Here is a 15,590-nt window from a genome sequence, read left to right as displayed (position 1 = left end):
TAATTCAACAGTTTTAATGAGGAAGTGTAGTGATTTTTAAAGCTTTAAAAACGGTCAAAACCTCGGCTCTGGCGCTGTGTGTTTCCGCTGGCCTAATAGGGTTTAATGCTCAAGCAGAAAACATTGATTACTTAAGTGCAATAAACAGTGACCTTAATGCTAGCCCTTTAACCTTTGCTAAAGGTGAGCTTCGTTGGGCAAAGGTTGGAGATTTACGCCCAACCCAAGCTTTGATTGGCTATGACCAAGTAAATTATAAACTTGGCCGCTATCAAGCCGAGCCCCAAAAGATGTATGAAGAAATTTGTGAGTCTTACGGTGCTGGTGAAAAAAAGGTTAAGTGGAGTGAGCAGTCGTCCCCACTTGTGCCAACTAGCTTTGAATGCCCGCAAGCGATTGGCAGCGATAGCAGTGAGATGAAAACCGCCATTGTAGGACCCGATGGTCACTTATATTTAACCGACGGCCACCATACCTTCTCGACTTTTATCGATATGGAGAATGGTGGGGCGAAAATGCCGGTGCTGATTAAAATACAAAATAATTGGTCAGCGAGCGAGAGTGATTCCATCGAGCAAGCTATGTCGCTGTTTTGGCAGCGCTTGGCACAAACTAACAATAGCTGGCAATTTACTGCTAGTGGCGAAGCCATTTCTTATTTAAACATGCCGACTACACTCGGGCAGGATTCTTTAGCCAACCAAGCTTTTAGAGCCTTAGTTTATTTCGCGCGTGATATTAGCTGGGTGAAAAAGCAGGCCGAAGCGATTAACTTTTTAGAGTTTCATTGGGGTTATGAGCTAGCTAAAAGTATCTCTGTAGATGAACAACGCTTAGTTGAGCAGGCTTACTATTTAAGCAAAATAGAAGAAGTTGCTAAGCAAATGCTAGCGTATGCTCCCGAGCAAGCTATTGCCAGCAGCGGCAGAACCGCTAAACAGCTAGGGCAAAAGGCGGCCTGGGACAATAACAGTGATAAAACTCTACAGCAGCTGGTTTGCGGCTCGAAAAAAGGCCGCTTAGGTAAGTTAGGTTTTGCCTTAAGTTATAAGCAACCGGATGTAAGCTTGGAGTGCAATTAAGCTTTAACAAGGTGAGCTAAGTCCTTAGTTCCTCATAGGTCCAAGCAAAGGCATAATTAATGTTATTAACAAAAATCCAGCAACGCCCATGTTGCTGGATTTTTTAGTTTTATCATATGTTTAATTTATCAATAGCTGGTTCACAAACTCAATATTATTTTATATATATATGTTTTTTATATGATTTAATGCGCCTGCAAGTTTGCTATTAAAAATCCAATAAAGGATTAGTTGTACAGCTAAGGGAAGAGATGAAAAAAGTAAGTCTATTGGCTTTATTGTTTTGCGCAGCAATAAATCCTCTACAAGCAGAAGAACAAAGCGCAGTAGAGCAACAAAACTATTTCTGGCTAGAGCCGGGAATGTCTTATGGAAACCCTAGTGTTAATGCTAGCATTGATATGCGATATAGTTTCTCTGACTATACGGTATCTTTTGGTGGTACCGGCGGCTTCGATTGTTTTTTATGTGATAGGTCTGAAGGTGATATTGAAACTCACTCGCTTAGACTTATGGCTGGGAAATACTTTTATCCGGGTAAAAACGAGTTTCTGATAGAAATAGGATTAGCAAAGACCCTTGTATCCACAGATTACCAAAATGACGGTCAGTGGGAAACAATTGATAGTGATACCTTGGGGATCCCTGTTCGTTTTGCAAAGTATTTTAATAGCAAGTATGTGGGGTTTGCTTTAACAGCAGATGTGATGTACACCAAAGACGAGTGGATAACTACGGTTGGTTACAGCGTGCCTTTTGGCAAATTACGCCATTGGTAAGTAAACAAAAAAGGTAGAGCAATGCTCTACCTTAGATGTGTTTTATTCAGGCTTGCGCTTACCTGTCATAAATTCTTCGAGAACTTCTGGAGTTAATTCACCGGCTTCTTCTAGGCGCTTTAGCTCCGCTACAATCTTCTTTTGCTCTTCCATTGACGGTACTGGAAGCTCGGGCTCTTTTTCGATGCCTTCTGGAATGTTTAAATTATCTAACATGGTGGCTCTCACGATAAAACTTAGTTGGACTAAGTATATCAGCAAATGGGCTTTTAGTTGCAGTGCTTGAATATTGAAAAGTCACCCCTTGATGATCTAAATCATCACCTGCCTAGTAAGCACTAACATTAGATGAGTGCCTGAGATGTAAGGAATGGTGGGCCCGAGTATGAAAAATCAAGTAAATCCCAAATGCTTACTGAATAGTAAATGGACTAAACAAGCGGTAGTGAATAAGCAAAAACACTTTATTGTGACTGAGCTAGAGATTGATGACTTACAAACGGTGCAGCGCTGTGTGATTCAAGCGGTTTACAATCAGCAAGATTTCGAGATTGATTGGCGAGAGTTAAAAGATCGTAGCCATTGGCAGCAAGGTTGGAAGTAATAAAGTTAGGCACTAACTTACAGTGCCTAACTAACGTTTATTAGCTACGGCTAGTGACTTCTAGCAAGTGATAGCCAAACTGAGTTTTCACTGGGCCATGCACCGTATTTAGCGCTTCATTAAATACCACTGTATCAAACTCTGGCACCATATCGCCTTTATTAAACTCACCTAACTCGCCGCCATTTGCGCCAGATGGGCAGTTAGAATGCTGCTTGGCGATATCGGTAAATGCGGCTCCGCCTTCAATTTGTGCTTTTAGATCTAAACATTGTTGCTCGGTATCTACCAGAATGTGGCGTGCGCTTGCTCTTGGCATGAGATGTCCTCTGTATATGTCGCTGTTAATGGCTAAGCCTTGCTAACTTGCTGAATGCTTAGCTTGAGAGGGCAAATGTAGTGGTAAAGCTTAGTGTCTGTCAAATTGGGGAAGCACGCTTTGTGCTTCCCCAGCCAAATATTATAAAACGGTAATTACATCTTGTTCCGGCAGGCGTGCTTTTGGTAAGCCGTAGTTGTAGTCTTCCCCGTCTAGGTGGTAGCCCAGCGCTAAGGCAAAGTGGCAAACATGGCCATCAAGCTCTTGCTCGAATATCTCGCCAATTAGCGCCGAGTCCACGCCTTCCATTGGGGTTGAAGCAATGCCTAAACGCGCCAATACGTGCAAGGTGTTGCCTAATGCTATGTAAGTTTGCGCCTTGGTCCAATTGCCGTTAAAGCCAGTTTCGTCGGTATTGGCTTCTGCAAAGCTGAATCCTCCATTAAGCATGGCGTCGTACATGTCGGCGGGTAAGTGACCAGAGCTTACTTCTACGTCTACAACTTTACGGTAATCATCTTTGGTGAAGTTGGGATTGTGAGCAAACAAAATGATATGAGACGCTTCTTTTGCATGTGGTTGATTAAACTGATGCATGTTGGCAAAACTATCATGGAAGCGCTGCTTAGCAACGTCGCTTTCAATAACAATAAACTTCCAAGGCTGCGAGTTAATTGAAGAAGCCGATAAACGAATAGCTTCTTTTATCACCGTCATGTCTTCTGCTGAAATGCGCTTTGATGCATCATATTTTTTAGCGGTGTAGCGGCTATTTAGATCGTTAATAATTGGGTGAGACATGGGGTAAGTCCTCGCTAAGCTTGTTTAGGTAGGCGCATCTTACGAGGATCTGTTTTGAAGAAACAGTGGCGAACTCTCCAATTATTATGGTTGTTTTTGTCCATAATAATGTTGAGTTGATAAAGTAGTTAAGTTTTTTTATGGAAACGTATTGAGTGCTTTTAAGAGGCTAGCTTTGATTGATGAGCATCGAAAATCTAGCCGCAGAAACAAAAAGGCCGCTCAATTACTTGAGCGGCAAAGGATATAAAAGGCTATTGGATTATATTGCTTCGATTAAGATCAGCCCTTCGCTGCCCGCATCAAAGCTAACAGTGCCATTGCTTACGGTGGCAATAGAGCCAGTGTAAGCGTTGCGCACGCTGCTGCCGTTGTCGAAGTAGCCAGCAACATTTACAGACACTGTGCCTGAGCCATCTACCACTACAACAACATTGTTGCTTTCACCCGATACTGGGTTCGTCCAAGTACGTGCAAAAGCTTTGCCGTTAGACTGGCTAACAGCAATGTGTTGGCCGGCGCCTACTGCTGGGTTGTCACGACGGAATTGACCCACTTTTTGCCAGTGTTGGTGAACGCTGTTACCTGCTTTGCTCCAATCAATACTTGAACGGCTGCCTTGGTCGGCATCTGAACCACCATCGCCATTTACCCGGCCAAGTTCATCACCGTAGAACACTTGCACACCACCTGGTAGTAGCAACAATGCAGTTCCCGCACGTTTTTGACGGTTGTCGTCACCGTTGTAGAACACCGCGCCAGTATCGTGGCTAGAGATGTAGCTTAGTGAGTTCCAATCGCTAGAGCTGTTAACTTGACTAGCGTAGTTTGCAAACTCACTTAGCATGGTGTCGGTGCTAGAAATCATGCCATTAACTGTGTTTTTGAAACTAAAGTTAATCACAGAATCGAAGCCACCATCGGTATGGTAGTTAGACTGGTTAAAGCCATGGCCAAATACTTCAGCAGTTGCCCAAAACTCATCGTTCCAATCTGCACCCGGTGCATCTGGGTTGTTAGCACGCCACTCGCTTAATGCAGCTTTTGACTCGCTGATTAAGTAAGCCCAGTGGTCGTTGGTTACGTGTTTAGCGGTATCTACTCGGAAACCATCAATACCGTAGTCACGTACATATTGCACTAACCACTCAGTAATCCAATCGCGAACACGCTTAGTACCTTGGGCTTGGTAGTTACTTAGGTAGCCTTGACCAAAGGTAGATTTGTTGGCTAAGAACGGAGGAATACCCACTTGTTGAGTTGACTCGGTTTTAAAGTCTGGCAAGAAGGCTAAACACTTAGTTAAGTCGTCACCGCCACAACCATCGTAGCCAGGTAAACCTACACGTATCCAATCTTTACCCCACCAGTTCAACCATAGGTTCTCATCGCCATCGTAGTTGATGAAATCATGGTAGCCGAACCAGTTTTGACCATTGCTTGGTGTCCAATTTGGACCGGCAGTATCAGAGCCGTAGTTAAACTCATCCATGTCTTTTAGGGTGTTGTAACCTGCGTGGTTCATTACCACATCCATAACAACACGAATGCCTTGGCTATGCGCTTTATCTACAAAGGCTTTAAACTCTGCAGGTGTGCCCATGTTGGCATCAAGGTTGGTGTAATCTTGCACGTAGTAACCGTGGTAAGCGTAGTGAGCAAAGTCACCGTCGCTGCCGCCGCCTACAAAGCCATGAGCTTGTTCGTAAGGTGCAGTTAACCAAATGGCGTTAATACCAAGATCGGTGAAGTAGCCTTCATCCAATTTAGCGGTTAAGCCAGCAATATCACCACCATGGAAAGTACCAATGTTTTTGCCTGTAGCATCAACACTTGGGCGACCATAAGAGTTGTTATTGCTTGAGTTACCATCGTTAAAACGGTCGGTGATAACGAAGTAAACGTTGGCGTTGTCCCATGTGAAATCAGATGCTGTAGGCTGCTCAACTTTGGTAATGGTGAAACATTTGTTAGCGTTGCTGTTAGCGTTCTCTGCATATAAACATAGTTGTAGAGACTCACCAATGGCTAAGTTGCTGCCAACCGAAATGGTTTCGCCATTGCTATACGCAATACCGTTTACCGGATCGCTACCATCGGTAGTGTATAAACCACCGGTAACGTCATCACCAGTAGCACCTAAGGTAATGCTTACTTCGTTAGTCCAGAAAGTGCTTACTGCAGGATCTATGCTTACGTTGGCATCATTGCTTGGTAAGTCACAGGTATCTGTCCAACTCTGAGTGCTAATGGTGTAACAGCCATCTTTATCGCGGAATAGATCTTCCGTTTGGCTATTGCCTTGGTTGCTAAAGATTAGTTTGCTTGAATCGCTGTTCTCAAACTTAAACTCATGCCAGTTTTCACCTAGAGCAGTCATTGCATCACCAGGCCAGCCAGTATCGGGCTCAGAACCAGCTGGAAGTGCATCCCAGTGGTGAATAGACGGCGTCCATTCTGCTGGCGCGTTTAGATAAACAGTAAAGCCAGTTTCAGGCGCTGCAATCTTGTTGTAGGTATAAGTTTGACTAACCGAACCTTGAGCATTGGCTACAAATACTTGTAACTCAAGGGATTCACCTACAGCCAGCTCGCCACCAATATTGATGATGTCGCCATTGTTAAAGCTCACACCTTGGGTGCCACCAGTAGTGCTTAGTTGGTAGGTGCTATCAGTAACGTTTTCACCTTTGTAGCTTAATGTTACCGCTAGTGTGTCGGTGCTAAAATCGCTGCTGTTAGGGCTTACCGTTAACTCCGGCTTAGTTTCTTTAATCACTATGTCAGCGGTAATGGCTTTGCTTGAAGCATCAAAACTGATGTTATAGTTAGTATTGTCTTCTACTTGGAAATCTTGGTTAGGGTAGTTCTCACCCCAGCTACCGTTATCTGAACAAGCGGCAACTTTAAAGCGTGCTGGGCTTTCTTCTCCTGCAAAGGCTTGAGTCAGTGTGTATAAGCCGCTGGCCGCGTCGCGTACCATTGCTGTTTGGCCCCAACCATTTGGTGTGCCGCGGAAACACCATACCGGCGGTTCTTCGCCCGCAACGGTAATGTCTACACTGGCGGTATTGCTCACTGCACCTTGGTTGTCGGTTACTTGTAAGGTAACGGTGTCGCTTTGAGTAAAGGTAACACTAATCGTTTCAGTGGTTTCACCAGTGCTCCACGAGTAGCTAGCAATGCTTCCATCGCTGTCGTTAGAGCCACCGGCCGAGAAGGTGATGCTAGTGCCAGCATCTACAGTTTGCGCATTTGCTGGTGAGATAACAGCAGTTGGCGCTTGGTTACTATCACAGTTTGCTACCGATACTACGTCGATATTTTTGCTGTCGCTGTAAAAAGTAATCTGATGGCTACCGGCCGATACGCGGTAGTCTTGGTTAGGGTAGGCTTCTTGCCAATTGCCCCAACGGTCAATTTTAAAACGTGGGTCGTTATTGCCAAAGGTTTGGCAGGTTTGAAATTCTGTACTAGATACCTGATCCATGGCGGTGGTTTGCCAGCCATTTGGCGTGCCACGGAACTCCCATTCTGCTTGAGCAGAAAGGGAGGCCGTTAACAAACCAAGGAGTACTACCTTGTTCATGTCATTTCCTTATTCGAGTTTATATTGTGATAGCCGTAGGCATATCAAGCTGTTAGCCAATGTTAAATGACTCTTATTGGTCATTTGTTGCGCGACCATAACGCCGCTCGAATAAAAAATAGTCTTTAAAGTGAACAAATTGAGGTATTCATCAAGTAAATATCTTTGTTTTGTGATTGAAAAGGATTTCATTTTGGCTGTTTCTTCAATCGATCGCTTATATTCCGCTGATTAATCAGAGTTTTTGCTTAAACCAGATAAGCAACCATAAAGTGGTAGTTATACAATATTTTTTAACTTTGTTTGATTATTGACCGCTTTGTTCGAAGACAGCAGTCTTGTTTGGCTTTAGCGGCTTGTTCGGCAATTTTTCTAAAGATTTTTGTGGTTTTTAAGTTATTGAATGCAAATGTCTAATTGATTTATATGTTACTTAAAGGTGAGTTAATGCTGGCTTTTTAGCGCTAGCATCTAGCAATACGTCTATTATTTATATTATCTATAGTTAATTCTGGTAATAGTGCTATGGCAACACTTAATCAAGAAGTTACTTTTGATAAATCGCTGCAACTGGTCTCAACAACTGACCTTCAAGGTGATATCACTTACGCAAACGAAGCCTTTTGTGAAGTGGCGGGTTACTCATACGAAGAGTTGTTGGGGCAACACCACAATATTGTTCGCCACCCAGATATGCCCAAGGCCGCTTTTGCCGATTTATGGAAGAAGCTTAAAGCGGGTGAAGCGTGGCGAGGCATGGTAAAGAACCGCTGCAAAGATGGTCGCTATTATTGGGTAGATGCTTACGTTACGCCGCTCTATGAGGAAGGCCAGCATATTGGTTACCAATCGGTGAGAGTGTCGCCAAAATCAGAACACAAACAGCGAGCAGAGATGATTTACCATAAGCTAAATAATGGTAAACATATCGAACCACTATGGAGTGGCAGGGTAGCAAGGGTATGGGCGTCTGCCATTATTTTGCTGATGGGCTTACTTTGGGTGTCGATGAATATAGACAGTCGTTATGCTTTGCTAGAATTGCTGTTTGTGGCCAGTTTATTTTTTCTTAATTTTAATGAGTTAGTCACAACGCCATGGAAACTCAATAAGCTTAAGCAGTCGTTTGATAGCCCTAGCCGTTATATCTATGAAGGCACCGAACTGTTCGATGTGGCTCGTTTCCATATTGGTTTATTGGAAGCGAGAATTAAAACCATACTTGGTCGCACGGCAGATTCAACCAAGCGCTTACAGATCCTTTCCAAAGAACTCGCCACCATTTCCATCACCACCAGTAAGGCTGTCGATATTGAAACTGTAGAATTAGAGCAGTTATCTGCGGCCATTCATCAAATGTCGATGACCGCGTCAGAGATCAGTAACTCCACGGTAACCGCTACTGATAAAGTGGGTGAAACTCAAAAACACTGCGAGCAAACTCAAATCAATATGAGTGAAACCCGTCAGCAGGTAGAAACCTTGTCTGAGGATGTAAAACAAGCGGCAAACTTAGCCAAAGAGCTAACCGATGATGCTGATGGTATTGCTAAGGTGATGGAGGAAATCCAAGGCATTGCTTATCAAACTAACCTGCTAGCTTTAAATGCAGCCATTGAAGCGGCACGAGCGGGGGAGAAGGGCAGAGGTTTTTCGGTGGTTGCCGATGAGGTAAGGGCGCTCTCTAATCGCACCCATCAAGCCACAAGTTTAATCGAGCAATCGGTGGATAAAATGCAAAATAGCTTAGCATCTTGGGAAGACAGAATGACGCAGAGTAGTGGCCAAGCTGAGCAGTGCTTACTAACCGCAAGTCGTAGTTCAGAATTAGTAGCTGACATTTCTAATATGATGAATGAAGTACATGACGTTTCTGCCACCATATCAGTGGCTGCCGAGCAACAGTCTGTGGTGAGTGCCAATATTTCGGAAAATGTAGCTAAAATCAGCCAACTCAGTCAAGAAACCAAACATCATGCGAGTGAGCTAAAAACCAGTAGTAGTGAGCTGGCTAAAAAATCTAATGACATAGCTTCACTGTCGGATATGTTTGCCTAAACCTTAGTTACTGTAACTACTAATATGTACCTCTGCGGCCTTATCGCGCAGAGGTATAAGCGCTTGATAAGTTGGCGAATGATACCAGCTCTCTAGTTGTTCAATACTACCAAATTCGATCACCACGCTTTGCTCAAATTGACTAGAGCCCGCCAGTTGCTTATGCCATTGACCACGTAGCAATAACTTGGCCTTATAGGGCGTTAAAGACTCGCCCACAGCCTTAACATATTGTTGCCAAAGAGTCGGATCTTTAATGTTAACTTGTCCCAACAAATACGCTGCCATAACGCCTCAAAACTTGTTTTCCTTATTGCTTTTAAAGCTAGCCTTAATATGCTCACTTGGAAACCAATAAAATATCTAAATAAAGCGTAATGGTCTTTTCTCTAAGCGCTTGTATACTTTTGATATGAGTGAAGAAAATTTAGCACTGGTATTAGCCGGCCCAATCTTAAGACAAATCAGCACTGCTAAGCTGAGCATGTGGATTGCCACCTCGCAAGCCGTAGAATTACAACTTAACTTGCAAGCAAAGGGCAAGCCGCCGCAGTTGTTTGACCATCAGAAAATCATGCAAACTAGCCAATGCATTTGTGCTGGTGAGCATCTTTATTACTACTTAATCGATCTAGAACTTAAGTCGGCTTTGCCTGTCGATACTTGGGTTAGCTACGATTTAGGTCTTATTAAAGCTGGTGAATCGGAGCCTTTAACATGGCGAGATTGGGCACCAGAAATGGTGTATCCACCGCACAATTTACCGGGCTTTGTGGTACCTAATAAGGTAAAGCAAATGCTACATGGCTCATGCCGTAAACCGCACTTTGCTAGTGGCGATGGTTTGGTAAGAGCAGATGCTTGGTTAGCCGAACAAGAGTTAGATAACTGGCCAAGTTTGCTGATGCTAAGTGGCGATCAAGTATATGCCGACGACGTTGCTACTCCCATGCTAGTCGCTATTCACCAGTTAGTTGCCCGTTTAGGTTTGGCAAATGAGCTTTTTCAAGACAGTAAACTCGCCGCTAGTGAACAACTTCATGCTCAAGGGCATTATTTGTCTCGCCAAGAGTTATTGCCTAAAGAGGGAGTAGAGCTGGCAGCTAATAAAGCCTTATTTAGTGCGGTAAAGAAACCTATTTTCACCTCTGATCACGCTAACAATCATTTAATCTCTTTAGCCGAAATGCTCGCCATGTACTTGTTAGTGTGGTCACCCAGCGCGTGGTTGAAACTGGATATGAACCCGCCAGATTCATTAAGTTTGGAGCAACTGGACGATTTTGTTAAGCAGCGCGAAACCCTTCATGGCTTTGTGGCGGGTTTAGCTAAAGTGCAGCGCTTAATGGCGCATTTGCCTTGCGCAATGATGTTTGATGACCATGATGTCACCGACGATTGGAATTTAACTGCAGCTTGGGAGCAAAGTGCCTACGGTCATCCGTTTTCTAAACGTATTATCGGCAACGCTTTAGTGGCCTACTTTCTATGCCAAGGCTGGGGCAATGCACCAGACAACTTTTCAGCGAAGTTGATGGGCGAACTACAAGCGAGCTTGTTGGCTCCTGGTGGTCAGCAACACATAGCGCTGATCGATACACTACTTAGCTACCCCCAGTGGCATTACCATTGGGATACCGAACCTAAGTTATTGGTGTTGGATACCAGAACTCACCGCTGGCGCTCGGAGCGTAACCTTAATTCACCGTCGGGTTTGATGGATTGGGAAGCCCTTACCGATTTACAGCAGCAATTGATTGGACTAGATGCCGTTATATTAGTTTCCCCTGCACCGATGTTTGGGGTAAAGCTTATTGAAGTGATTCAGCGCCTATTTACCTTGGCAGGAAAACCACTGCTGGTGGATGCAGAAAACTGGATGGCGCATCCAGGTTCGGCAAACGCGTTATTAAACTTATTTCGACACCCGAAAACGCCACAGCATTTTGTGATTTTGTCTGGTGATGTGCATTATTCTTTTGCTTATCAAATTCAACTGCGTGGCAGAGAAGGTAGTCCCGATATTTGGCAAATCACTAGCAGCGGCATAAAAAACCAATTTCCCGAAGGCTTGCTTAATACCCTCGATCGGATCAATCGCTGGTTATATTCACCTCGCTCACCACTTAACTGGTTTACTCGCCGCAGACGAATGCGCATTGTGCCTCATCGACCAGAAAACGCTGCACGTGGTGAGCGCTTACTTAATGCTTCTGGCATTGGATTGCTTGAACTAAATAGCGATGGCTCTCCCAAGGCGGTGCAGCAATTAACGGCCAAAGGAGAGGCGATAGCGTTTGAAATGTCTGAGCAAGACGCTCGCTGGGAATAAATCTTTTTTGTAACTGATTCATTTTTATTGAAAATAAATTGCGTGTTGCTTGGTCTAGTTAAAAAGGCAGTATTTTTTAGTTAATAAAAGGCGGACTATGCAACAAACCAAGGCCTCAATGTTTATCCTAAGCATGCAACATGCTTGGGTGAAATTTGGCTGGCTGTTGCTGCTAATTGTTGCCTTAATGGGCTTACCCAAACTCAACTTGCAACCCAGCATTCAAGCCTATTTCTCTAAGAATGATCCAGAGCTTATTGCTCTAAGTAAATTTGAACAGCAGTTTGGTGCTGTTACTAATCTTCAAGTTTTGCTCATCGGCTCTCAAAGCTGGACCAGCCCACATCAACTCGCTTTACTTCAGAGTATTAGTCGGCAGCTACTGCAGCTTGAGGGAGTAGAAGCCGTTAGCCCAACGACCGATTTAGCTTTGCAATCGGCCTTACCTCCCACACTAGCAAAACAGCTAGTTAGCGAAGATGGCTTAAGTGTTTTACTTAGCCTAAATGTAGCGCCAAATATTGCTGAACAGGCGAAGCTTGTACCAGAGCTTTTCTCGCAGCTTGATAGTGTGCTGCAAGAGTTTGCAGCTGAAGGCGTCTCTTATCAATACGCTGGAGAGCTAGCGCTAAGTCAGCAATATCTTAAAGTATTGAAGCATGATTTGAGCTGGTTTGCTCCAGCGCTGTTGATTAGTTTTGCCTTGCTATTTACTTTGGTTATTCGCAATCTGCGGTGGTTAGCTGCTATGGGCAGCTGCGCCTTATTTAGCTTGCTGCTTACTTTGGGGTTAAGTGGCTGGTTAGGTTTAAAATTGGCGGCAATTAGTGCTTTTATTCCCTTGGTGATAATTAGTCTAATTATGGCCTATTGCAGCCATTTATATTTTGCATGGCGAGAACAGTTAGTAGTGAGCAATGATAGCTATCAGGCTATATTGGGCGCTTTGGAGCACAAGTTCTCACCTTTGCTTTGGGGTGCGTTAACCACCGCTGCAGGTTTCTTATTATTGAATCTAAGTCCTTCACCACCGATTGCTGATTTTGGCTTAATGGTGGCATTTTCAGTGTTAGTTAATGGCTTAGCCTGTTGCTCCCTGCTGCCTTGGTGGCTAAAAGGCATTACATGTTCAAAAAATATAAACACAAAACAACCCGCTAAATTAGTTAACTTTTCTCTTTTGCTTAAGTATCGACGCGTTATTTTGCTGACCGCACTTGTTGTGAGCTTAGTGGCGGGGTGGGCGGTAAGTCAGCTGCGCTTTGATGATGATCCCTTGAACTACTTTAAAGCCGATAATGCTTTTTCTTTGAGCAGAGATAAACTGCAGCAACAGTTTTTAGGTTTACATAGTGTGCGTTATCAACTTAACGAACAAAGCGATGATCCCTTGGCTCGTTCAGAGCCATTAAGCCGATTGCTAGGCTACTTAAATCAGCAAGCTGAAGTTCGTCAAGTAAACAGCAAACATGATTGGTTAGATTGGTTTGCGCAAGGCCCAACAGCAATTATGAGTATGTCTACGGTGCAGCAAAGTGGGCTTGATCTAGCTAAACAGGCAGAGTTGCTCACGGTATGGTTACAGCCTTTAAGCAATCGCCAGCTTATTGAGTTTGAGCAACGAGTGGCACAGTGGGCGGCGGCTGAGCAAATCCAATTATCACCGGCTTATAGCAGCAACCTCATTTTTGCTAAGTTTAACCAAGCTAATGGCCAAGCGATGTTGCTGTCTTTTAGCCTTGCTTTCTTGTTAGTGGCCTTGGTGGTGCTAGTGTTGAAACGCAGTGGGTATCTAATGCTGCTAGCACTGCTGGCTAACGCCATTCCGCTATTATGGGTATTTGCTCTATGGCAACTATTTGGCCAACACTTAAGCTTAGGCAGTGCGGTGGTAATGGGTATGATGCTAGGCATAATTGTTGATGATAGTTTGCACATATTACTTAAGGTTGATCCGGTGCGTGGTGGCGCCCAGCTGCAGCAAGGTATGGCTAGCATTACTCCCGCTTTACTGCTCACTTCTGGGGCGCTAACAGTTGGTTTCGCTCTAGCTTATCTATCTGATTTTTTGCCTATTCAGCAAATGGGTTTGCTCTCAGCGCTTACCCTGTTATTAGCCATAATGGTGGACTTAATAATACTGCCTTTGTGTTTACCTCATGCTAAAAGCCGCTTGTCAGCAGAGCTAGGAGGGCAGCCTTGAAACGACATGCTATGGGCAATTGTTTTGCCGCCAAGCTAGCGACACCGAACTTAAACTTGCAGCACCCTATTGCCAGTTGGAGCAAGCAATACGCAGGCTCACCATTAGAATTCTCTTCAGCACATACCGAGGCACTCGCGATACTTATGCCGCTATTATTGTGTGGCGAACAATCAGCCCAGTTGGTGTTTCAGCAGCAAGCATTGCAATTTAGCCAGCAACAATGCGCCGATTCAGTATTAGCCTTAAATGAAGTAGAAGCCGATGAAGCGTGGCATGATGAAGCGCTACAAATGGTATTTTCTCAACTGCCAGAGCTTGCAGAACAGCATAAAGTTCGCCGTACTGCGCAGCGATTTTATGCTGGCTTAGGCCGCAGCTTAAGCTTACAGCAACAGTTTGTGCGAATTGCCAGTTTAGATGCCTGTGTAACCCAGCTCATGCAGTTGATTGAGCGCGGCAGTATTGGCAGTCGTCATCCTTTTTCTCTGCTATGCGGCTTAATTAAAAAAGACGAAGCCAAGCATGTGTATGTGAGCAAGCACTTTGCTCAGCATCTTGGGGCAAGTGTGAGTGACATGGCAGAGGAGCGTTTGTGGGTGCTTGGTGCATTAATGCAGCTGCTCAAACAGCAAGCCGATCAGTTTGAAATTATAGGCGTTGATTTGGATAAGTTAGAAAAAAGATTGGAGCTAAAATGGCAGTAAAATTTGCAAGCCATTCATTAAACCTATTGGCTGCTAACTGGTTTGTGCCACATCAGCCAGTCGCTAATGAACAGTTGTTAGGCTACATGGCGGAGCAATGTGGTTGGCGCATGGCACGTAAAGCCAAAATTATTGCCAAACGTTTAGGGGTGGAGCGGCGCTTTTTAAGCCGCAGTTTTGCCCAGCCACGCAGTCAAGCTTCGCCAACTGGCGTGGATATGGCAAAGCAGGTGCTACAACAGTGCTTGCAGCAGTCGGATTTGCAGGTTGAGCAACTAGGGTATTTGTTAAGTCATACCTGTACGCCGCACACCCAAGTTCCGCCCAATGCAGCATGGTTGGCCGATGAGTTGGCATACCACGGCGCTTATGCCGAACTTCGCCAAGCCTGTACCGGTTTTGCCAATGGTTTGCAGCTAGCTAGTGCGTTATGTGCTGCAGACCAAGCGCCAGTGGCTATTGTGGGCAGTGAAACTGGCTCGGTATATTTCGATTTAGATAAGCAATTTGTCGATCAGCAACAGTTAGTGAATTTTGTGCAAATGGGGGATGGTTGTGGTGGAGTTATTGTTGGCCCCGCTAGCCAGCCAGAGCGATTAATCAAAGATATTTACCTAGGGCAAATTGGTCATAACAAAGCCCCTGGCTTTTACTTAGATGCAGGGGCCAATACTGTTGGTGAGGGCAATATGGCGCGTTTTCATCATAATATTACTCAGGTGAAGGAAACTGGCTCACAGTTATTTGAATTAGGCTTAGAAGCGGTGCTGTCGCGGGGTTATCAACTCAGTGACTTTAGGTACATTTTGCCGCATCAAGCCAATGGCCATATCGATAAACTACTTAGCAAAGCACTTAACTATCCAAAAGAACAAATCATTAATGATGCAAAACTATTTGGTAATCTTGGGTCAGCAGCTATTTGGTTAAGCTTTGCTCGTTTACTTGAGAATTGCCCCTTAGAGCTTGGAGACCAAGTATTGGTGCTAGGAGCAGAAGCGACAAAATACCTTTATGGTGGTTTTGTTTATCAGCATTAGGGCCTTATTTGGCTGATTTTTTCTGTGAGTTAACGCGGTACTTGTTGGTTTATTTTGCGAGTAACTATCTCACTGT

The 15,590-nt window shown here is 44.4% G+C and carries 13 protein-coding genes; 8 read left to right on the top strand and 5 right to left on the bottom strand.

Annotation, left to right across the window (positions count from 1 at the left end):
* The first annotated feature begins 29 nt into the window (after positions 1 to 29).
* Both OAG1_RS17070 and OAG1_RS17065 read left to right on the top strand, forming a co-directional pair.
* On the top strand, positions 30 to 1,082 hold the full coding sequence (locus OAG1_RS17070) for a ParB/Srx family N-terminal domain-containing protein (RefSeq protein ID WP_338622133.1): 1,053 nt from the start codon (positions 30 to 32) through the stop codon (positions 1,080 to 1,082).
* 251 nt (positions 1,083 to 1,333) lie between these two features.
* Positions 1,334 to 1,861 (top strand): hypothetical protein, encoded by a 528-nt coding sequence (locus OAG1_RS17065; RefSeq protein WP_221076169.1) that lies wholly within the window; start codon positions 1,334 to 1,336, stop codon positions 1,859 to 1,861.
* A gap of 42 nt (positions 1,862 to 1,903) precedes the next feature.
* Here OAG1_RS17065 and OAG1_RS17060 read toward each other — a convergent pair whose 3' ends face one another.
* Positions 1,904 to 2,077 carry an ATPase gene (locus tag OAG1_RS17060; protein WP_338622132.1) on the bottom strand — a complete coding sequence of 58 codons (174 nt, stop codon included), beginning with the start codon at positions 2,075 to 2,077 and terminating at the stop codon, positions 1,904 to 1,906.
* A gap of 169 nt (positions 2,078 to 2,246) precedes the next feature.
* Between OAG1_RS17060 and OAG1_RS17055 the strand changes: the two genes are divergently transcribed.
* A complete protein-coding gene (locus tag OAG1_RS17055; protein WP_338622131.1) occupies positions 2,247 to 2,465 on the top strand; it encodes a TIGR02450 family Trp-rich protein in 219 nt (72 codons plus the stop codon).
* A 40-nt stretch (positions 2,466 to 2,505) separates the two neighbouring features.
* On the opposite strand, the gene OAG1_RS17050 is transcribed toward OAG1_RS17055, so the two are convergent.
* The 3 genes from OAG1_RS17050 to OAG1_RS17040 form a co-directional block, all read right to left on the bottom strand.
* Complete coding sequence (locus OAG1_RS17050) at positions 2,506 to 2,784, bottom strand: peptidylprolyl isomerase (protein ID WP_016400450.1); 279 nt, start codon at positions 2,782 to 2,784, stop codon at positions 2,506 to 2,508.
* A 141-nt stretch (positions 2,785 to 2,925) separates the two neighbouring features.
* A complete protein-coding gene (locus OAG1_RS17045; protein ID WP_338622130.1) occupies positions 2,926 to 3,585 on the bottom strand; it encodes an NAD(P)H-dependent oxidoreductase in 660 nt (219 codons plus the stop codon).
* Positions 3,586 to 3,847: 262 nt separating this feature from the next.
* Complete coding sequence (locus tag OAG1_RS17040; protein WP_338622129.1) at positions 3,848 to 7,174, bottom strand: alpha-amylase family glycosyl hydrolase; 3,327 nt, start codon at positions 7,172 to 7,174, stop codon at positions 3,848 to 3,850.
* A 525-nt stretch (positions 7,175 to 7,699) separates the two neighbouring features.
* On the opposite strand from OAG1_RS17040, the gene OAG1_RS17035 reads away from it, so the two are divergent.
* On the top strand, positions 7,700 to 9,232 hold the full coding sequence (locus tag OAG1_RS17035) for a PAS domain-containing methyl-accepting chemotaxis protein (protein ID WP_338622128.1): 1,533 nt from the start codon (positions 7,700 to 7,702) through the stop codon (positions 9,230 to 9,232).
* Between the two features lie 3 nt (positions 9,233 to 9,235).
* Here OAG1_RS17035 and OAG1_RS17030 read toward each other — a convergent pair whose 3' ends face one another.
* Complete coding sequence (locus OAG1_RS17030; protein ID WP_338622127.1) at positions 9,236 to 9,520, bottom strand: DUF1330 domain-containing protein; 285 nt, start codon at positions 9,518 to 9,520, stop codon at positions 9,236 to 9,238.
* Between the two features lie 124 nt (positions 9,521 to 9,644).
* Here OAG1_RS17030 and OAG1_RS17025 point away from each other — a divergent pair, with 124 nt between their 5' ends.
* The 4 genes from OAG1_RS17025 (at position 9,645) to OAG1_RS17010 (ending at position 15,514) form a co-directional block, all read left to right on the top strand.
* A complete protein-coding gene (locus OAG1_RS17025) occupies positions 9,645 to 11,564 on the top strand; it encodes an alkaline phosphatase D family protein (RefSeq protein ID WP_338622126.1) in 1,920 nt (639 codons plus the stop codon).
* Between the two features lie 97 nt (positions 11,565 to 11,661).
* A complete protein-coding gene (locus OAG1_RS17020) occupies positions 11,662 to 13,767 on the top strand; it encodes an MMPL family transporter (protein ID WP_338622125.1) in 2,106 nt (701 codons plus the stop codon).
* Positions 13,764 to 14,474 carry a hypothetical protein gene (locus tag OAG1_RS17015; RefSeq protein ID WP_338622124.1) on the top strand — a complete coding sequence of 237 codons (711 nt, stop codon included), beginning with the start codon at positions 13,764 to 13,766 and terminating at the stop codon, positions 14,472 to 14,474. The genes OAG1_RS17020 and OAG1_RS17015 overlap by 4 nt, the downstream gene beginning before the upstream one ends.
* Entirely contained in the window at positions 14,465 to 15,514 is a 1,050-nt protein-coding gene (locus OAG1_RS17010; RefSeq protein ID WP_338622123.1) for a 3-oxoacyl-[acyl-carrier-protein] synthase III C-terminal domain-containing protein, read from the top strand. The genes OAG1_RS17015 and OAG1_RS17010 overlap by 10 nt, the downstream gene beginning before the upstream one ends.
* Positions 15,515 to 15,590: the final 76 nt, after the last annotated feature.

It is taken from the genome of Agarivorans sp. OAG1 (assembly GCF_037076485.1).
Classification (GTDB): Bacteria; Pseudomonadota; Gammaproteobacteria; order Enterobacterales; family Celerinatantimonadaceae; genus Agarivorans; species Agarivorans albus.
This window is presented reverse-complemented; position numbering and strand designations above follow the sequence as displayed.